We start from the raw sequence: 17139 nt of genomic DNA on the forward strand, positions 1-17139 counted from the left end.
CAGCCTCCGCAGACCGCTGGACGATCCCGGGCGTCTCGTCACCGTCTTCGGAAGGAACCCCGTGAGCGACCAGTACCCACCGCAGGACCCCTACGGCAAGCGACCCGGCGACGGGCAGTCCGACGGGCAGCCGCCGTACGGGCATGCCCCGGGTGGGCAGTCGCCGTACGGGCAGGCCTCGGGTGGGCAGTCGCCGTACGGACAGCAGCCGTACGGGCAGCCCTCGGGTGGGCAGTCGCCGTACGGACAGCAGCCGTACGGGCAGCCCTCGGGTGGGCAGTCACCGTACGGGCAGCAGCCGTACGGGCAGCAGCCGTACGGATCGGGCCAGTACGGGCAGCAGCCGGCGCAGCAGCAGCCCTACGGGCAGCAGCCGGTGACGCAGGGTGAGCCGCCGCTCTGGGCACCCTGGTACGGCATCCCGTTCCCCAAGGCCTTCACGCGGTTCTGGAAGAAGTACGTGCGCTTCGACGGCCGCGCCAGCCGGAGCGAGTTCTGGTTCTGGGCACTCTGGTGGGCGATCGGCAACATCGTCACGGGCACGATCGACACGGCCATCGGCGGGAGTGACTCCAACGTGGTCGGTGGCCTCTGGGCGCTCGCGACGCTCGTCGGCTTCATCGCGCTGACGGTGCGACGCCTGCACGACGTCAACATGTCGGGCCTGCTCGCCCTGCTGTTCATCATCCCGCCGGTGGGCGCCGTCTTCGCGCTCGTCATCGGGCTCCTGCCGTCCGTGCCCGCCGGCACACGGTTCGACGAGCCGCACCGCGGCTGACCACTTCCGATCATCGACACCCTGGGGGACCTCGTGACCGATCACCATCCCGTGCCGGACGCCGGCGGACAGCCCGGCAGCCAGCAGCCGTACGGGAAGCAGTCGTACGGCGAGCAGCCGTACGGCGAGCACCAGTTCGGACAGCCGCAGTACGGACAGCCGCAGTACGGCCAGCCGCAGTACGGCCAGCAGACGCCGGGTGCAGCGGCTCCCGTCGGGCCGGACGGGCAGCCGCCGCTCTGGGCGCCCTGGTACGGCATCTCACTGCCGAAGGCCGTCGGCCGCTTCTTCCGGAAGTACGCGACCTTCAGCGGCCGCGCGAGCCGCAGCGAGTTCTGGTGGTGGACGCTCGTCACCGCCGTCGTCTCCACGGTGCTCACCGGCGGTGGATTCCTGCTCGCCGCCGCCCTCGCGTCGACTCGGACGGTCCAGACGGACTACGGCACCTACGAGGTGCAGAACCCGGCACCGCCGATCGCCTTCGTGTTCCTCATCGCCGGCCTGCTGTGGGCACTCGCGACGCTCGTGCCGTCCCTCGCGCTCGGCTGGCGTCGGTTGCACGACGCGAACCTGTCGGGTGCACTATGGATCATCGCGCTCTTCGTCGGGATCGTCGGCATCGTCTTCGGCGTCCTGCCCTCGAACCCCGATGGCGCACGGTTCGACCGGCCCGGGGACCGCTGAGCGCCAGCCAGATGCGTCACGACGGCGCACTCCATCCACGAAGAGGGCGCCGTCGTCGTGTCGGCGGCTGGCCGGGCGCGGCCAGCCCGTCCTCCCGCCTTGCTGACGCGGTCAAGCGGGTCTTCCGGAAGTACGTCCGGTTCGACGGGCGTGCGAGTCGCAGCGAGTTCTGGTGGTGGTCCCTCGCCCAGACGATCGTCATCGGCGTGCTCTACATCCTCATCGGCATCGGGGGAGCGACGTCGGACCTCCGGACAGACCCGGTCACGTGGACGACCTCCGGGACGCCGAACGCGCTCTACTGGATCGCCGCGGTGCTCCTGGGGCTCTACTCGCTCGCGACGATCGTCCCGAACCTGGCGGTCACCTGGCGTCGGCTCCACGACGCGAACCTCGCGGGGCCCTTCTTCTTCCTGTCGGTCATCCCGTTCTTCGGCGGGATCATCCTGATCGTGCTGGCGATCCTGCCGTCGAAGCCGGAGGGGCAGCGGTTCGACCGCCCCGAGCGCGGCTGACGTCCACCACACGACGGAGCCCTCCTGCCCGATCGGGCAGGAGGGCTCCGTCGTGTGCCGAGCGGGTCAGACGACCCGGATCCGCGCGAGCGATCCGTCGACGACCAGGTCGCGGATCGTCGTCGCCGGGTCGGCGATCTCGAAGCGGAGCGCGCCGCCCGGCTGGTCGAACCACGGACGCACGAAGCGGACGGTCACGAGGAACGGGCGCTCGACCACGTAGCGGTGCACCTCGGGCGAGACCGTGGCGTGCGGCGGCAGGGACCGGGCGTGCAGCGGGGTCTCGATCGGGTGCAGGAGGTAGCCGTCCGGACCGCCGATGCGGTCCACGGGCACACCGGTTGGGATCTGGATCGTGAGACCGGCGTCGCCGGTCGCCGCGACCTGCTGGGCCAACTGCGGGTAGGTCGACGCCGACCGGTCGCGCATCTGGTCGAGGTCGGACCGGCGGATGTCCCGTGCGTCCGGGAACGGGCGGTTCAGGAACCGACGGAGCATCTCGACGGCGTCGTCCTCGCCCCGTGCGGTCGCGAGTCGTCGGGCGGTGCCGTAGTCGACGACCTCGATGGCGAACGAGTCGGCGTCCGCGGGGACGATCCGCAGCGCACCCTCCACCGGCGGCTCGTGCAGGGTCTCCCCGGGGAGCTGCACGTACCGGACCGTGTAGCCGAGCTGATCGAGGATGGGCCGAGTGTCCGCGAACGTCATGAGCGGGAGCCTAGCGCGCCCGCCCATGACGTTCCTGGCGGAGTCGATCCGCTAGCCACGGCCGCGCATCACGGCCTGCTTGACCTCGGAGATCGCCTTCGTCACCTGGATCCCGCGGGGGCAGGCGTCGGTGCAGTTGAAGGTCGTCCGGCAGCGCCAGACGCCCTCCTTGTCGTTGAGGATGTCGAGGCGCACGTCGGCCGCGTCGTCCCGCGAGTCGAAGATGAAGCGGTGTGCGTTCACGATCGCGGCGGGCCCGAAGTACTGCCCGTCGGTCCAGAACACCGGGCACGAGGACGTGCAGGCGGCGCAGAGGATGCACTTCGTCGTGTCGTCGAACCGTGCGCGGTCGGCGACGGACTGGATGCGCTCCTTGCCCTTCTCCGGTGCGGACTTCGGCTGCAGGAACGGCTGGACCTCGCGGAAGGACGTGAAGAAGGGCTCCATGTCCACGATGAGGTCCTTCTCGAGCGGCAGACCCTTGATCGCCTCGACGTAGATCGGCTTCGAGATGTCGAGGTCCTTGATCAGGGTCTTGCACGCCAGACGGTTGCGCCCGTTGATCCGCATCGCGTCCGAGCCGCAGACGCCGTGCGCGCAGGAGCGTCGGAACGTCAGCGATCCGTCCTGCTCCCACTTGATCTTGTGCAGCGCGTCGAGGATGCGGTCGGTCGGCAGCATCATGACGTCGAAGTCCTGCCAGCGCGGCTCGTCGTCCACGTCCGGGTCGAAGCGGCGGACGATCACCGTCACGGAGAACGATCCAGGAGGCGCGTCCTGCACGGTGTCGGTGCGGGGTGCGTCGGAGACCAGGGTGTCGGTCATCTCAGTACTTCCTCTCCATCGGCTCGTAGCGCGTCATGACGACGGGCTTCCAGTCGAGCGTGATGTGGTCGTCGGCGAGTGACGAGTGCGGATCGCCCGTCAGGTACGCCATGGTGTGCTGCATGTAGTTCTCGTCGTCGCGCTTCGGGTAGTCGTCGCGCATGTGCCCGCCGCGGGACTCCTTGCGGTTCCGGGCGGAGTACACGACGACCTCGGCCAGGTCGAGCAGGAAGCCGAGCTCGACGGCCTCGAGCAGGTCGGTGTTGAAGCGCTTGCCCTTGTCCTGCACGGACACCTGCATGAACCGGTTGCGGAGCGTGTGGATCGTCTCGGTGACCCGTGCGAGCGACTCGTCGGTCCGGAACACCTGCGCGTTCTTGTCCATCTCCTCCTGCAGCTCCTTGCGGAGCACGGAGACGCGTTCGGTCCCGGTGGAGGCCCGGAGCTGCTCGAGCATGCCGCGCACGTTCGCCGCGGGGTCCTCGGGCAGCGGCAGGAACTCGGCGGTCTGCACGTACTCGGCAGCGTTGTTGCCCGAGCGCTTGCCGAACACGTTGATGTCGAGCAGCGAGTTCGTGCCGAGACGGTTCGACCCGTGCACCGAGACGCAGGCGCACTCGCCCGCGGCGTAGAGGCCCGGGACGACCGTGGTGTTGTCGGCGAGGACCTCGGCCTTGACGTTCGTCGGGATGCCGCCCATCGCGTAGTGCGCCGTCGGCATCACCGGCACGGGTTCGACGACCGGGTCGACGCCCAGGTAGGTCCGGGCGAACTCGGTGATGTCCGGCAGCTTCGTCTCGAGCACCTCGGCACCCAGGTGGGTGCAGTCGAGCAGCACGTAGTCCTTGTTCGGGCCGGCGCCGCGCCCCTCGGCGACCTCCTGCACCATGCACCGGGCGACGATGTCACGCGGCGCGAGGTCCTTGATCGTCGGAGCGTACCGCTCCATGAACCGCTCGCCGGAGGCGTTGCGGAGGATCGCGCCCTCGCCGCGGGCGCCCTCGGTGAGCAGGATGCCGAGCCCGGCCAGTCCGGTCGGGTGGAACTGGAAGAACTCCATGTCCTCGAGCGGCAGGCCGGTGCGCCACACGATGCCGACGCCGTCGCCGGTCAGCGTGTGCGCGTTCGACGTGGTCTTGAACATCTTGCCGAAGCCGCCGGTCGCGAAGATCATCGCCTTCGCGTGGAACACGTGCAGCTCGCCCGTCGAGAGCTCGAAGGCGACGACGCCGGCGGGCTGCTTGCGCGTGACCCCGTCGTCCCCGACGACGTCGACCATGATGAGGTCGAGTGCGTAGAACTCGTTGTGGAACTCGACACCGAGCTTCACGCAGTTCTGGAAGAGCGTCTGCAGGATCATGTGGCCGGTGCGGTCGGCCGCGTAGCAGGCGCGGCGCACCGGTGCCTTGCCGTGGTCACGCGTGTGACCGCCGAAGCGGCGCTGGTCGATCTTGCCCTCGGGCGTGCGGTTGAACGGCAGACCCATGTTCTCGAGGTCGATGACCGCGTCGATCGCCTCCTTCGCCAGGATCTCGGCAGCATCCTGGTCCACCAGGTAGTCGCCGCCCTTGATCGTGTCGAAGGTGTGCCACTCCCACGAGTCCTCTTCGACGTTCGCGAGCGCTGCCGCCATGCCGCCCTGGGCCGCACCGGTGTGCGAGCGCGTCGGGTAGAGCTTCGAGATGACCGCGGTCCTCGCCTTCGGCCCGGCCTCGATGGCGGCGCGCATGCCGGCGCCTCCCGCGCCGATGATGACGATGTCGTACTGGTGGTGGTGGACGGTGATGTCGGTCACAGGGGTCTTTCGATCAGGAGGTGGAGCGTGCGGGACGTCGTGCGCGAGGCGTCGCTACTGCGCGGGGCAGAACGACGGCAGGTCTGCGGCGGCGGCGCCGGCGGGGCACGGGTCGAAGGTCCAGCACACGAGCGTGCCGAGGACGATCAGGAGCACGCAGGCGAGGAGCACCGCGCCGAGCAGGGTCTTGCGGACGCCGGGCTTGGCCACGTAGTCGTTGATGATCGTCCGCATGCCGTTCGACCCGTGGACGAGCGCGAGCCAGAGCATCGCGGTGTCCCAGATCCGCCAGAACGGGCTCGCCCACTTGCCGGCGACGAAGGCGAAGTCGATCTGCTTGACGCCCTCGCCGGCGACCATGTTGACGAAGAGGTGGCCGAAGATGAGCACGACGAGCAGGACGCCCGACGCGCGCATGTAGATCCAGCCCCACTTCTCCCAGTTGGTGGTGCGGCGGGCAGCGTCGGCGCTGCGGGGCGGAGCGATGGTCTCGGTGGTCATGACGGAGCCCTCAGTTGAAGTCGGCGACGAGGTTCATGAGCTGGCGCGGCAGGAAGCCCGCGATCGCCACGGCCCAGAGCACGAGGACGACCCAGAACATGGCCCGCTGGTACTTCGGACCCTTCGACCAGAAGTCGATGAGGATGATCCGCAGCCCGTTGAACGCGTGGAACACGATGGCGCCGACGAGGGCGATCTCGCCGAGGTTCATCAGCGGCGTCTTGTACGTGCCGATCACGGCGTTGTACGCCTCGGGGGAGAGCCGGACCAGTGCCGTGTCGAGGATGTGCACGAGCAGGAAGAAGTAGATCGCGACGCCGGTGATCCGGTGCAGGACCCAGGACCACATCCCGACGCTCCCGCGGTACAGCGTTCCCTGCGGGACACGCGTCCGAGGTGCGTCGATCGACGTACCGTCGATGGTCACCTGCGGTACGGCTGTCGCCGTCCCGCCTGCGGTCTGCTCGGCCATGAGCTCGCCTTCCCGTAGGGCCGGCGCACCGATCGGCGCGCCGTTGCCGTCGTGTTCGTGTGGAACACCTCCATCCTACGTCCGAGCACCGACCTTCTCGTTCCACCCCGTCCGGGCGGTGCGCGTGGGGGCCGGGGGAGCGCCGATCGTGCGGGCCGTCTCGTGGTGCGCGAGCAGTTCGTCGCCGACCGCCTCCCACGTGGTGCCCTCGACGCGGAGGCGGCCGGCGGACCCCATCCGCTCGGCCAGCGTCCGGTCGGCGTGGAGCCGGGCGACCGCGGCGCGCAGGGCCAGCGGGGCATCCGGGTCGTAGAGCTCGCCGTCGAGTCCCGGGGCGACGAGGTCGAGCGGTCCGCCGGAGGCCGGGGCGACGACCGGCAGGCCGGCCGCGTGGGCCTCCTGCAGCGTCTGCCCGAACGTCTCCGCCGCACCCGTGTGCACGAAGACGTCGAGCATCGCGTAGGCGTCGGCCAGGTCGGCACCGCGCAGCGGTCCGGTGAACGTCACGTCCAGGTGACGGAGTCGACGCTCGAGGAACGGCCGGGAGGGTCCCCCTCCTGCGACCACGACCCGGATGCCCGGCATGCCGCCGAGTTGGGCGAGCCGCTCGACCTCCTTCTCCGGTGCCAGCCGTCCCACGTAGCCGACGATGGTCTCGCCGCGCGGCGCGATGCGGCGGCGCATCGCGCGGACGTGGGCAGACGTCCGGCGACCGGGGTGGAACAGCGCCGAGTCGACGCCCCGGCCCCACCGGGCGACCCGCGGCACGCCCTCCTCGGCGAGCATCGCCGCGGTCGCGGAGGACGGCGCGAGCGTCAGCGAGGCGCCGGCGTGGATCCGCCCGAGGACCCGGCGGACCAGCGGGGCGGCCGCGGAGAGGCCGTTGCGGCGGGCGAACCCGGCCACGTCGGTCTGGAAGACGGCGACGGAGGGGATGCCGAGCCTCCCGGCCGCCGTGATCGCGCGGCCCCCCAGCAGGAAGGGGCTGGCTGCGTGGAGCACGTCGGCGCCGGAGGCGGCGAGGATGGTGTCGAGGACCGGGTGCGGGAGTGCGACGGGGAACTGCCGGTACGCGACCGCGGGGATGCGGTGGACGTCGAACCCGAGGTGCCGCTCCTGTTCCGACCGCGACCGCCAGGCAGCGGGACCCGGGGCGTCCGGGGCGATGACCACCGCCCGGTGGCCGCGTCGGCGGAGGTGTTCGAGCACCGCGAGGACGCTCGTGGTGACGCCGTTGAGGGTGGGCAGGAAGCTCTCGGTCACGACGGCCACGGTCCGGGGGGACTCGGTGCCTCGCTCCACGCTGCGTGCGTTCATGGCGCGGCCCATGTTCCGGGCGGCGCGTGGACGAGCGGGGGGTGCGACGTGAACGCGGTGCACGCGAGAAGTGAACAGACCGTGCGTCGCCCCGGGCAGCCGTCCACGACACGTCCAGGTCGCACGCAGCTGCTTCCCCGGGCCGCCGGTACGGTGGGCGCGTGACGGACGCACTCGACGACTTCTACGCGATCATCCCGGCCGGCGGCATCGGCTCCCGCCTGTGGCCGCTCTCGCGCGCCGACGCCCCCAAGTTCCTGCACGACCTGACCGGTTCCGGTTCCTCGCTGCTGCGACAGACCTGGGACCGCCTGGCGCCGCTCGCGGGACCGGACCGGATCATGGTCGTCACCGGGCGGGCACACCGTGCCGCCGTCGAGTCGCAACTCCCCGGCGTGCCGGACCACAACGTCGTGCTCGAGAGTGAACCGAAAGACTCAACCGCGGCGATCGGCCTCGCCGCGGCGATCCTGCACCGTCGTGAGCCGGACATCGTGATCGGCTCCTTCGCCGCCGACCACGTCATCGGTGACGCCCGCGGGTTCCGCCGGTCCGTGCGCGAGGCCGTCGCGGCCGCCCGGGCCGGGTACATCACCACGATCGGCATCACGCCCTCCGAGCCCGCGATCGGCTTCGGGTACATCCACGCCGCCGACAACGCCCTCGGCGCCGACGGTGCACCGACCGCACACGCCGTCCGGTCCTTCGTCGAGAAGCCCGACCTCGGGACCGCGGAGGCGTACCTGCGGAACGGCTCGTACCTGTGGAACGCCGGCATGTTCATCGCCCGCGCCGACGTGCTGCTCGCCGAGATCGGACGCACCGAGCCGGAGCTGCTGGCGGGCATCGAGGAACTCGCGGCCGCCTGGGACACCCCGGCCCGCGGTGTCGTCGTCGACCGGATCTGGCCGGGGCTGAAGAAGATCGCAATCGACTACACCGTCGCGGAGCCCGCAGCCGCGGCAGGGCGGATGGCGGTCGTGCCGGGCGACTTCGACTGGGACGACGTGGGCGACTTCGCCTCCCTCGCCAAGCTCCAGTCGGGCGGGCGGAAGAACAACCTCGCGGTGCTCGGCGACAACGCCCGCATCCTGGCCGACTCCGCGAGCGGCATCGTCGTGTCGCAGAGCAACCGGCTCATCTCGTTGATCGGCGTCGAGGACATCGTCGTCGTCGACACCCCGGACGCGTTGCTCGTGACCACGAGTGCGAACGCGCAGCGGGTCAAGGGCGTGGTGGACGCGCTGAAGATCAGCGGGCGGGACGACGTGCTCTGACGAGCGGGGTGCGATGGCCCGGGTTGGGGCGACCGGACGGGGGAGCGGCGGTGTCGTCGTCTCGGGGGAACTGCGAGCGGGGGAGCGAGCATGGCGGACATCGAGTACGACCCGGGGGACGCATCCGCGCTGAGCCGTGCGCTGCGTACCGCCGACAGCGTGCTCCGCGGGCAGGCGAGCAAACGCTCGGGAGCGGTGACGACGGGTCTGCGGGACTTCTCCGGTGCGTACGCCGACCGGTTCCGCGAAGCCGGCCTGACCGAAGCGGAGGACCGAGGCAAGCTCGCGGGGGTCCTTGCCGACTTCGCCGACGACATCGACGCGGTGAGTCGACAGGCCGAGGAGGAACGGCAGCGGATCAGCGACCACGACGCGTGGAAGCAGCGCGAGGTGCAACGAAACGCCTTCCTTGAGTCGTCCGGTGGGATCACGGGGCTCGCAGTGCCGCTCTGGGAGTTCGCCACCGACCGTGAACCCTCGACCACGCCGATCACCCCGAAGCCGCTGACGGCTGCCTTCCATGCGCGGCAGCGTCCGCACTCGGCCGGCGGCGGTGACGGCAGTGGGAAGAGTTCTGCGAATCCGACCCACCTGCGCACGTTCGTGTCCACCACCCGATCTGCTGATCACGACGGCGACACGGAGTTGCAGCGGCTCAAGGATGCGTAGTCATGGTGGTCGCGTGGCCGGAGCGGTTCTCCTGCTCGCGCTGTTCACCGGATCGGCGGTCGGCTGCATACAACGTCCGGCCCATGAACCGCAAGCAGAGAGGACGCCCGCGGTGGATCCCGAGAGCGCGCAGCAAAGGATGGTCGACGTCGTGAAGGACGCGACGGAGAGCCTCGGCGGCGAGTGGCGAGTGCGTTCCGGACCGGACTACGCCGAAGCCTGCGAACTGCCGGATGGCGATCGCGGATCGAAGTGGACCTACTTCCTCACCCGAGCACAGATCGGCGACGTCGCCTCGGACGTCGCGAAGGTCGAAGCGCGATGGAGAGAGCAGGGCATGTCCGTCGATCGCTGGGGAACGAAGACGGAGCCGACGGTCGTGGGCCGCGGTGGCGCTCGCACCGACTCCGTCAGCTTCTCCGTTGCATTGAACCTGTACGTGATCCAGGGTGTCTCGTTGTGCTTTCCGGGCGACGCCGACGAGTTGTGACGGACTTGTTCAGCCCTCTTGCTTCCGGGGCAGGGCGCTCTGCTCGTGTGACCGCTTGCACTTTCGACGCTCGCCGGTTGTGCCCCAACGGTAGAGAACGCGCCTGTCCCGTCCGTTCTCTCGCGCGAAGCGGAGGAACAGGTGATCGACGCTATGAACGGCACGACCGGGCGGCTCGGCGCCGAGTGGCGACCGATCACTGGACCGTGCCCGCGGGAGTGCGATGCGCCGGAGGGTGATCTCGGCGCGCAGCGGCGGCACGTCGTCGGACGATCTGAAGCGGGGACCGCTGTCGGACACCAGCACGTTGGAACCACCATGTTCAGGGTGACGACGTCCGCTCTGGTGCTCGTGATGATCGTGACCGTGATCACGGGATGTGCTGAACAACCCGCGAAGAGGAAACCACCCGTGGACTCCGTGACCGCGCAGCGCCAGATGGTCGATGCGGTCGACGACGTCACCAGTCATCTCGGCGGCACGTGGAAGCCCCGAACTGGGCCCGACTATGCCGAAAGCTGTCGGCTGTCGGGAGGCGAGGACGGCGCGCAGTGGGTGTACCTCACCGGACGGACTGCTGGAGGCGACCCGGAGCGAGACGCTGCGGGAGCGGCCGATCGCTGGAAGGCTCAAGGTTTGAACGTCGAACGGTGGGGCGACGCGGCTCGACCTGCGGTCGTGGGGCGTGGTGGCGAAGCGGTCGATTCGATCAGCCTGTACGCCTACCCCGGCAACTACACGGTGCAGGCCGTGTCAGTCTGTTTCCCCGGCGACGCGGACGAGCTGTGAAGCGCGGAGGATCACCATGAACGGCACCCTGCGACGGACTTCAGCATGCGCGCTGGCGCTGTCGACGCGTACCCGGGCGACTCGACCGTCCGAGCGGCTCACTCTGCGCCCGTGGCGAGGCAAACCCACCGCCGAGCGCGCCGCTCGGGCGTCGGAGGAGCGGTGACGGCGGGCGCCGCCACCGTCGCTCTGCTACTGACCGGGTGCGCTCCAGCGGGAGCGCCCGAATCGAGACGAGACCGTCGCCGACGCCAGCGGTGACCGAGCGGGGCGCGGAACAACAGCTGATCGACGCTGTCGACGACGCCACGACGCGTCTCGGGGGCTATTGGAGATCGCGCACCGGTCCCGACGACTAGGTCGAGGGCTGAACGCTCTCGGACGGTGCGCAAGGCGCGCAGTCGCGGTACCTCGTCGGGAGCGGTTTCCCCTTGATCAGCGTCTACGCGTACTCCGGGAACCACACAGTCTAGGCCGTGTCCTCGTGTCGCCCAGGCGAAGGAGACGAGTTGGGAGCCAGCGACGGATGAACCCGCGATCTCGCTGCCCCGGCGCGCAGCACGTGCCCTGGCATTCGCCACCGCCGGCTTCCTCCTCGGCGTGAGCGCGGTGTTTCTCAGGCAACGCGGACGACAGCTCCTGAACCATTTCGCGGACCGGCGGGTGTGCGGCATGCGTGCGCGATCCTCCAGGCCGCAGCCCGTCTGTAGCGCTCCATCACGAAACCCCTCGAACTGGGGCCACGCCCCGCGCGCAGCGTTTCCGGCGCGTTACAGCGCGGTCGCGATCACGTAACCGATGCGGGAGGGCGTCCGGAGGGGTCCTGCACCGCCCGGCCGGTCGTGTACTGTCCTCACGATCGCCCGGTGCGCAGTGACTCCGGGCCGACTCCCGATCTCCCCGGAGGAACCCCCCGTGTCATCTCGTTCCCGTCGCATCGCCATGAGCGGCCTCGCGCTCGTCGGCACCGTCGCCGTGCTCGCCGGCTGTGCGTCCGCCCCGTCCGAGTCCACCTCGTCCAAGAAGTCCGACTTCCTGCCCTGCATGGTGTCCGACGCCGGTGGGTTCGACGACAAGTCGTTCAACCAGCTCGGCTACGAGGGCATGATGTCGGCCGCTGACGACCTCGGCGCCCAGACCAAGAAGGCCGAGTCCAAGGACGCGACCGTCTACGACTCGAACATCCAGCAGCTCGTCAGCCAGAACTGCAACCTCGTCATCACGGTCGGGTTCAACCTCGCCGCTTCGACGAAGAAGCAGGCCGCGGCGAACCCGGACACCGACTTCGCGATCATCGACGACAACTCGATCGACGCCAAGAACGTCAAGCCGATCACCTTCGACACCTCGCAGGCGGCCTTCCTGGCCGGCTACGCGGCCGCGTCCTACTCGAAGTCCGGCGTCGTCGGCACCTTCGGTGGCATGCAGATCCCGACCGTCACCATCTTCATGGACGGCTTCGCGGACGGCGTCGAGTACTACAACGAGCAGAAGAAGAAGGACGTCAAGGTCGTCGGCTGGGACGTCGCGAGCCAGAAGGGCTCCTTCACCGGTGGCTTCGAGGCCGGCACCCAGGCGAAGTCGGTCGCGCAGTCGCTGCTCGACCAGGACGCCGACGTGATCCTGCCGGTCGGTGGCCCGATCTACCAGAGCGCCGCCGAGGCCATCAAGGACGCCGACAACGGCTCCGTCCTGATCGGCGCGGACAGCGATCTCTACGAGGCCGACCCCCGCTACAAGGACATCGCCTTCACCTCGATCGAGAAGGGCATGAAGCCCGCCGTCAAGGACGTCGTCGAGCAGGCCGCCAAGGGCGACTTCGCGAAGACCCCGTACGTCGGCACGCTCGAGAACGACGGCGTCGGCATCGCGCCGTTCCACGACTACGAGTCCAAGGTCGACTCGGGTCTGCAGGGTGAGCTCGACGAGATCAAGGCCGGCATCATCGACGGTTCGATCAAGGTCGAGACCGAGGCCACCGTCAAGTAGTCCGTCGAACGCGGGCGGGGGAACTCTCCTCCGCCCGCGTTCTCGCGCGCACGGGGACCGTCGCGCACCCGAGACAGAAATAGACTCACCGACATGAAGCTCGAACTCCGCGGCATCACGAAGCGGTTCGGCACCCTGGTCGCCAACGACCACATCTCGATCACCGTCGAACCGGGCGAGGTGCACTGTCTCCTCGGCGAGAACGGTGCGGGCAAGTCGACCCTCATGAACGTCCTCTACGGCATGTACCAGGCCGACGAGGGCGAGATCCTGCTCGACGACGTCGTCCAGCACTTCGACGGGCCGGGCGACGCCATGCGCTCCGGCATCGGCATGGTGCACCAGCACTTCATGCTCGTGCCGGTCTTCACCGTGGCCGAGAACGTCATGCTCGGGCAGGAGGAGACGTCGTTCGGCGGGCGTCTCGACCTCGCCGGCGCCCGGAAGCGCGTGCGGGAGATCTCCGCTCGGTTCGGGTTCGACGTCGATCCCGATGCACGGGTCGGCGACCTGCCGGTCGGTGTGCAGCAGCGCGTCGAGATCATCAAGGCGCTGTCCCGTGACGCCTCGGTCCTGGTGTTCGACGAGCCGACGGCCGTCCTCACCCCGCAGGAGACCGACGAGCTGATGGGCATCATGCGCCAGCTCCGCGAAGCCGGCACCGCCATCGTCTTCATCACGCACAAGCTCCGTGAGGTCCGCGAGGTCGCCGACCGCATCACCGTCATCCGCCTCGGCAAGGTCGTCGGCGAGGCGTCCCCGACGGCGTCGAACAGCGAGCTCGCGGCGCTCATGGTCGGCCGCAGCGTCGAACTCGTCGTGGACAAGGCCCCGGCCGCCCCGGGGGAGGCCGCGCTCGTCGTCGAGGACCTGACGGTCACCGACGCGGACGGGATCGTGCTCGTCGACGACGTGTCCTTCACGGTCCGTCGTGGCGAGGTGCTCGCCATCGCCGGCGTGCAGGGCAACGGGCAGACCGAGCTCACCGAGGCGATCATGGGCCTCGAGCCCGTCCGCTCCGGCCGCATCACGCTCGACGGGCGTGAGGTCACCGGCCGCAGCGTCAAGCAGATCCTCGACGCCGGCGTCGGCTTCGTGCCCGAGGACCGCAAGGAGGACGGGCTGGTCGGGGAGTTCACGATCGCCGAGAACCTCATGCTCGACCGTGCCGACGCCACCGAGTTCGTCCGTGCCGGCACCATCCGCGCCGCCGAGCGGGACACGTTCGCCGACGAGAAGATCGCCGAGTTCGACATCCGCACGCCCGGACGCACCACGGCAGCCGGTCGGCTCTCCGGCGGCAACCAGCAGAAGATCGTCCTCGCCCGCGAACTGAGCCGGCCCCTGCGGCTCTTCGTCGCCGCACAGCCCACGCGCGGCATCGACGTCGGGTCGATCGAGTTCGTGCACAAGCGCATCGTCGAGACCCGCGACAGCGGCGTCCCGGTGATCGTCGTCTCCACCGAGCTCGACGAGGTCGTCGCGCTCGCCGACCGGATCGCCGTGATGTACCGCGGCACGATCGTCGGCATCGTCCCGGCGTCCACTCCCCGCGACGTCCTCGGACTCATGATGGCGGGCGAACTGCCCGCAGGAACGGAGCTCGCCGCGTGAGCGACACCACGCCGGAGCACGGCGGCGCCACCCCGCCGTCGGACCGCAGCTCGACCCCCGTCGACGGGACCACGGGCCTCCCGGCCGGGTCCGACGCCACACCGGCGGTCGACGACCGCCTGCAGGAAGTGGCCGGACCGCCGCACCTGATGACCGACTCGGCAGTCGACAGCGAACGCCGTGAGGGCGGCGACGGACGCTGGAGCGACGCGATGCGCAGCATCGTCAACGGCTCCGTCCTCACCACCGTGCTCGCGGTCGTCCTCGCCCTCGTCGCGAGCGGTGTCCTCATCGCGCTGACCGACAAGGACGTCCAGGCCGCGGCCGGGTACTTCTTCGCCCGACCGACCGACATGCTGCGCGCCGTCGGCACCGCGGTCGGCGGCTCGTACTCGTCGCTGTTCCAGGGTTCCGTCGTCAACTTCGGCGCCCCCTCGTTCGCGAGCGCGATCACGCCGATCACCCGCTCCGTCGACTACGCGGTGCCGCTCGTCGTCGCCGGCCTCGGCGTCGCCGTGGCCTTCCGCGCGGGCCTGTTCAACATCGGCGGCCAGGGGCAGGTCCTCATAGCCGCCGCGGCAGCTGGCTGGGTCGGGTTCTCGTTCGACCTGCCGGCAGCGGTGCACATCCCGCTGACGATCCTCGCCGGCATCGTCGGCGGCGCGGTCTGGGCCGGGCTCGTCGGCGTCGTCAAGGCCCGGACCGGTGCCAACGAGGTCGTCCTGACGATCATGCTGAACTACGTCGCCCTCTACCTGCTCTCCTTCATGCTCCGGACCCCCGGGCTGCTGCAGGCCGGTGGGAGCCCGAACCCGATCTCCCCGGCGACCAAGGACAGTGCGCTGCTCCCGGCGCTGTTCGGACCGCGCTTCGGCATCAACGTCGGCTTCGTCGTCGCGGTCATCGCGGTCGTCGTCGTCTGGTGGCTGCTCAACAAGTCCTCGCTCGGATTCCGCTTCCGGACCATCGGCGAGAACCCGCGGGCCGCTCGCGTCGCCGGTATGAGCGTGCCGAGCCTGACCATCTGGGTGCTCGTGATCTCCGGTGGACTCATCGGCATCGCCGGCGCCTACCAGGTCGAGGGCGCGGTCACGACCGGGTTCACGTCGGGCATCGACGCCGGCATCGGGTTCGACGCGATCACGGTCGCGCTCCTCGGGCGTTCGAAGCCCTGGGGGACCTTCTGGGCGGCGATCCTGTTCGGCGTGCTGAAGAACGGCGGCTACGCCATGCAGGCCGCCAACGGGATCCCGATCGACATCGTCGACGTCATCCAGGCCCTCATCGTCCTGTTCATCGCGGCCCCGCCGCTCGTGCGCGCGATCTTCCGGATCCCGCAGCCCGGCGCCCGTCGTCGCACCAAGCAGAGCACCAAGCGGAAGGCGGTCGCCGCGTGAGCACCCTCAGCCCCACCGCCGTCCCGGCGTCACCCGTCCCGGACCGCCCCGTCGAGACCACGAGGAGCTGGAAGGCGCCCGTCGCCTTCGTCGTCTTCTCGGTGCTCGCCGCCGTGCTGTTCCTCGGCGTCGGCCGGGGTGGCACGACCACGTTCCGGCTCGCCAACGCCGGCGACTTCGTCCAGCTGCCGGACGTCGGCCTGCCCGCGCTCGCGACCGGCGTCGTCGTCGTCGTGGTCCTGTCGCTCCTCACGGCCGTCTCGTTCGTCCTGGTCGGCCGGTACCGTCCGGTGCCGCTGTGGCTGACGAGCGTGTTCGCCGTCGTGTTCGTCATCGGCTTCCTCACGTGGGCGGCCGCGGACAAGACGGTCCCGCTGCCCGGCCTGCTCGTCGGTGCGATCGGCCTGAGCGTCCCGCTCGTGTTCGGTGCGCTCGGCGGCGTGATCTCCGAGCGGGTCGGTGTCGTCAACATCGCCATCGAGGGGCAGTTCCTCGCCGGTGCGTTCACCTCGGCGCTCATCGCGTCGCTGACCGGGTCCGCGTGGGTCGGTCTCGTCGGCGCCCTCGTCGCCGGCGTGCTCGTGTCGTTCGTCCTCGCGGCGTTCAGCATCAAGTACCTCGTCGACCAGGTCATCGTCGGCGTCGTCATCAACGCGTTCATCTCCGGGCTCACCGGCTTCCTGTACTCGCAGGTGCTGTCGCCGGACGAGGAGCGCCTGAACGTCGGTGTCACCTTCCCGCGCTTCGAGATCCCCGTCCTGCACCAGATCCCGGTGATCGGCCCGGTGCTGTTCGAGCAGACCGTCATCGTGTACCTGGCGTACATCGCGGTCGCCGTCGTGACGTTCGCCCTGTTCAAGACGCGCTGGGGTCTGCGGCTCCGCGCGGTCGGGGAGCACCCGGAAGCGGCGGACACGGTCGGCATCAACGTCACCGGGACGCGGTTCTGGAACGTCTCGATCGCCGGTGCGATCGCCGGCCTGGGTGGTGCGTACTTCACACTCGACGCGGTCGGACCGTTCACGAAGGACATGACGGACGGTGCGGGCTACATCGCCCTGGCCGCCGTCATCTTCGGGCGGTGGGACCCGATCCGGGCCACGCTCGCGGCGCTCCTGTTCGGGTTCGCCTCGAACCTGCAGAACACCCTCGGCGCGATCAACTCGCCGGTGCCGAGCGAGTTCCTGCTCATGCTGCCCTACGTCGTCACGATCTTCGCGGTCGCCGGTCTGGTCGGGCAGTCGCGGGGACCGGCGGCCGCCGGCAAGCCGTACATCAAGAACTAGCCGGGAGGCACGGCACATGACAGACACGAACGC

17 protein-coding genes are annotated in these 17139 nt (G+C 69.7%); 11 read left to right on the forward strand and 6 right to left on the reverse strand.

What is annotated here, in order from left to right; translation table 11 throughout:
* Window positions 1-61: 61 nt before the first annotated feature.
* From DEJ32_RS16600 to DEJ32_RS05385, 3 genes are read left to right on the forward strand one after another with little or no spacing between them, the layout of a single operon-like run.
* Complete coding sequence (locus tag DEJ32_RS16600) at window positions 62-778, forward strand: DUF805 domain-containing protein (protein ID WP_309146421.1); 717 nt, start codon at window positions 62-64, stop codon at window positions 776-778.
* A gap of 33 nt (window positions 779-811) precedes the next feature.
* Window positions 812-1462, forward strand: coding sequence for a DUF805 domain-containing protein (locus DEJ32_RS05380; RefSeq protein WP_309146422.1), 651 nt, complete (start codon window positions 812-814; stop codon window positions 1460-1462).
* Window positions 1463-1473: 11 nt separating this feature from the next.
* Window positions 1474-1977, forward strand: a complete 504-nt coding sequence (locus DEJ32_RS05385) for a DUF805 domain-containing protein (RefSeq protein ID WP_181420586.1) — start codon at window positions 1474-1476, stop codon at window positions 1975-1977.
* Window positions 1978-2043: 66 nt separating this feature from the next.
* Here DEJ32_RS05385 and DEJ32_RS05390 read toward each other — a convergent pair whose 3' ends face one another.
* The 6 genes from DEJ32_RS05390 to DEJ32_RS05415 all read right to left on the reverse strand — a co-directional run bounded on the left by DEJ32_RS05390 (window position 2044) and on the right by DEJ32_RS05415 (window position 7541).
* On the reverse strand, window positions 2044-2685 hold the full coding sequence (locus tag DEJ32_RS05390) for a TNT domain-containing protein (RefSeq protein WP_110900551.1): 642 nt from the start codon (window positions 2683-2685) through the stop codon (window positions 2044-2046).
* A 51-nt stretch (window positions 2686-2736) separates the two neighbouring features.
* Complete coding sequence (locus tag DEJ32_RS05395) at window positions 2737-3510, reverse strand: succinate dehydrogenase iron-sulfur subunit (protein WP_110824560.1); 774 nt, start codon at window positions 3508-3510, stop codon at window positions 2737-2739.
* 1 nt (window position 3511) lies between these two features.
* Window positions 3512-5305, reverse strand: coding sequence for a succinate dehydrogenase flavoprotein subunit (gene sdhA / locus DEJ32_RS05400; RefSeq protein WP_110900552.1), 1794 nt, complete (start codon window positions 5303-5305; stop codon window positions 3512-3514).
* 54 nt (window positions 5306-5359) lie between these two features.
* A complete protein-coding gene (sdhD, locus tag DEJ32_RS05405) occupies window positions 5360-5806 on the reverse strand; it encodes a succinate dehydrogenase, hydrophobic membrane anchor protein (RefSeq protein WP_110889974.1) in 447 nt (148 codons plus the stop codon).
* 10 nt (window positions 5807-5816) lie between these two features.
* Entirely contained in the window at window positions 5817-6278 is a 462-nt protein-coding gene (gene sdhC / locus DEJ32_RS05410) for a succinate dehydrogenase, cytochrome b556 subunit (RefSeq protein WP_110900553.1), read from the reverse strand.
* A gap of 75 nt (window positions 6279-6353) precedes the next feature.
* Window positions 6354-7541 (reverse strand): glycosyltransferase family 1 protein, encoded by a 1188-nt coding sequence (locus DEJ32_RS05415; RefSeq protein WP_309146423.1) that lies wholly within the window; start codon window positions 7539-7541, stop codon window positions 6354-6356.
* Between the two features lie 215 nt (window positions 7542-7756).
* On the opposite strand from DEJ32_RS05415, the gene DEJ32_RS05420 reads away from it, so the two are divergent.
* From DEJ32_RS05420 to DEJ32_RS05455, 8 genes are all read left to right on the forward strand, one after another.
* Window positions 7757-8872: a mannose-1-phosphate guanylyltransferase gene (locus tag DEJ32_RS05420; protein ID WP_110900555.1), complete on the forward strand. Its 1116-nt coding sequence runs from the start codon at window positions 7757-7759 to the stop codon at window positions 8870-8872.
* A gap of 195 nt (window positions 8873-9067) precedes the next feature.
* The gene (locus DEJ32_RS05425; RefSeq protein WP_146234079.1) at window positions 9068-9541 is read left to right on the forward strand and encodes a hypothetical protein; all 474 of its coding nucleotides are present in this window, start codon (window positions 9068-9070) and stop codon (window positions 9539-9541) included.
* 13 nt (window positions 9542-9554) lie between these two features.
* Entirely contained in the window at window positions 9555-10031 is a 477-nt protein-coding gene (locus DEJ32_RS05430; protein ID WP_146234080.1) for a hypothetical protein, read from the forward strand.
* 153 nt (window positions 10032-10184) lie between these two features.
* On the forward strand, window positions 10185-10820 hold the full coding sequence (locus DEJ32_RS05435) for a hypothetical protein (protein ID WP_146234081.1): 636 nt from the start codon (window positions 10185-10187) through the stop codon (window positions 10818-10820).
* A gap of 915 nt (window positions 10821-11735) precedes the next feature.
* The gene (locus DEJ32_RS05440; RefSeq protein WP_110900559.1) at window positions 11736-12809 is read left to right on the forward strand and encodes a BMP family protein; all 1074 of its coding nucleotides are present in this window, start codon (window positions 11736-11738) and stop codon (window positions 12807-12809) included.
* 93 nt (window positions 12810-12902) lie between these two features.
* Entirely contained in the window at window positions 12903-14423 is a 1521-nt protein-coding gene (locus tag DEJ32_RS05445; RefSeq protein ID WP_110824553.1) for an ABC transporter ATP-binding protein, read from the forward strand.
* Window positions 14420-15820 (forward strand): ABC transporter permease, encoded by a 1401-nt coding sequence (locus DEJ32_RS05450; protein WP_375342311.1) that lies wholly within the window; start codon window positions 14420-14422, stop codon window positions 15818-15820. Before DEJ32_RS05445 ends, DEJ32_RS05450 begins: the two co-directional genes overlap by 4 nt.
* Complete coding sequence (locus DEJ32_RS05455) at window positions 15817-17106, forward strand: ABC transporter permease (RefSeq protein WP_110824552.1); 1290 nt, start codon at window positions 15817-15819, stop codon at window positions 17104-17106. The genes DEJ32_RS05450 and DEJ32_RS05455 overlap by 4 nt, the downstream gene beginning before the upstream one ends.
* The last annotated feature ends 33 nt before the right edge of the window (window positions 17107-17139 follow it).

This window comes from Curtobacterium sp. MCPF17_046, from assembly GCF_003224295.1.
Taxonomy (GTDB): domain Bacteria; phylum Actinomycetota; class Actinomycetes; order Actinomycetales; family Microbacteriaceae; genus Curtobacterium.

Bases quoted from the DNA above. Each gene is read 5' to 3' on its own strand.
- DEJ32_RS05390 (WP_110900551.1), bottom strand. From the start codon at position 2,685: ATGACGTTCGCGGACACTCGGCCCATCCTCGATCAGCTCGGCTACACG.
- DEJ32_RS05385 (WP_181420586.1), top strand. From the start codon at position 1,474: ATGCGTCACGACGGCGCACTCCATCCACGAAGAGGGCGCCGTCGTCGT.
- DEJ32_RS05395 (WP_110824560.1), bottom strand. From the start codon at position 3,510: ATGACCGACACCCTGGTCTCCGACGCACCCCGCACCGACACCGTGCAG.
- DEJ32_RS05445 (WP_110824553.1), top strand. From the start codon at position 12,903: ATGAAGCTCGAACTCCGCGGCATCACGAAGCGGTTCGGCACCCTGGTC.
- sdhD (WP_110889974.1), bottom strand. From the start codon at position 5,806: ATGACCACCGAGACCATCGCTCCGCCCCGCAGCGCCGACGCTGCCCGC.
- DEJ32_RS05435 (WP_146234081.1), top strand. From the start codon at position 10,185: ATGAACGGCACGACCGGGCGGCTCGGCGCCGAGTGGCGACCGATCACT.
- sdhC (WP_110900553.1), bottom strand. From the start codon at position 6,278: ATGGCCGAGCAGACCGCAGGCGGGACGGCGACAGCCGTACCGCAGGTG.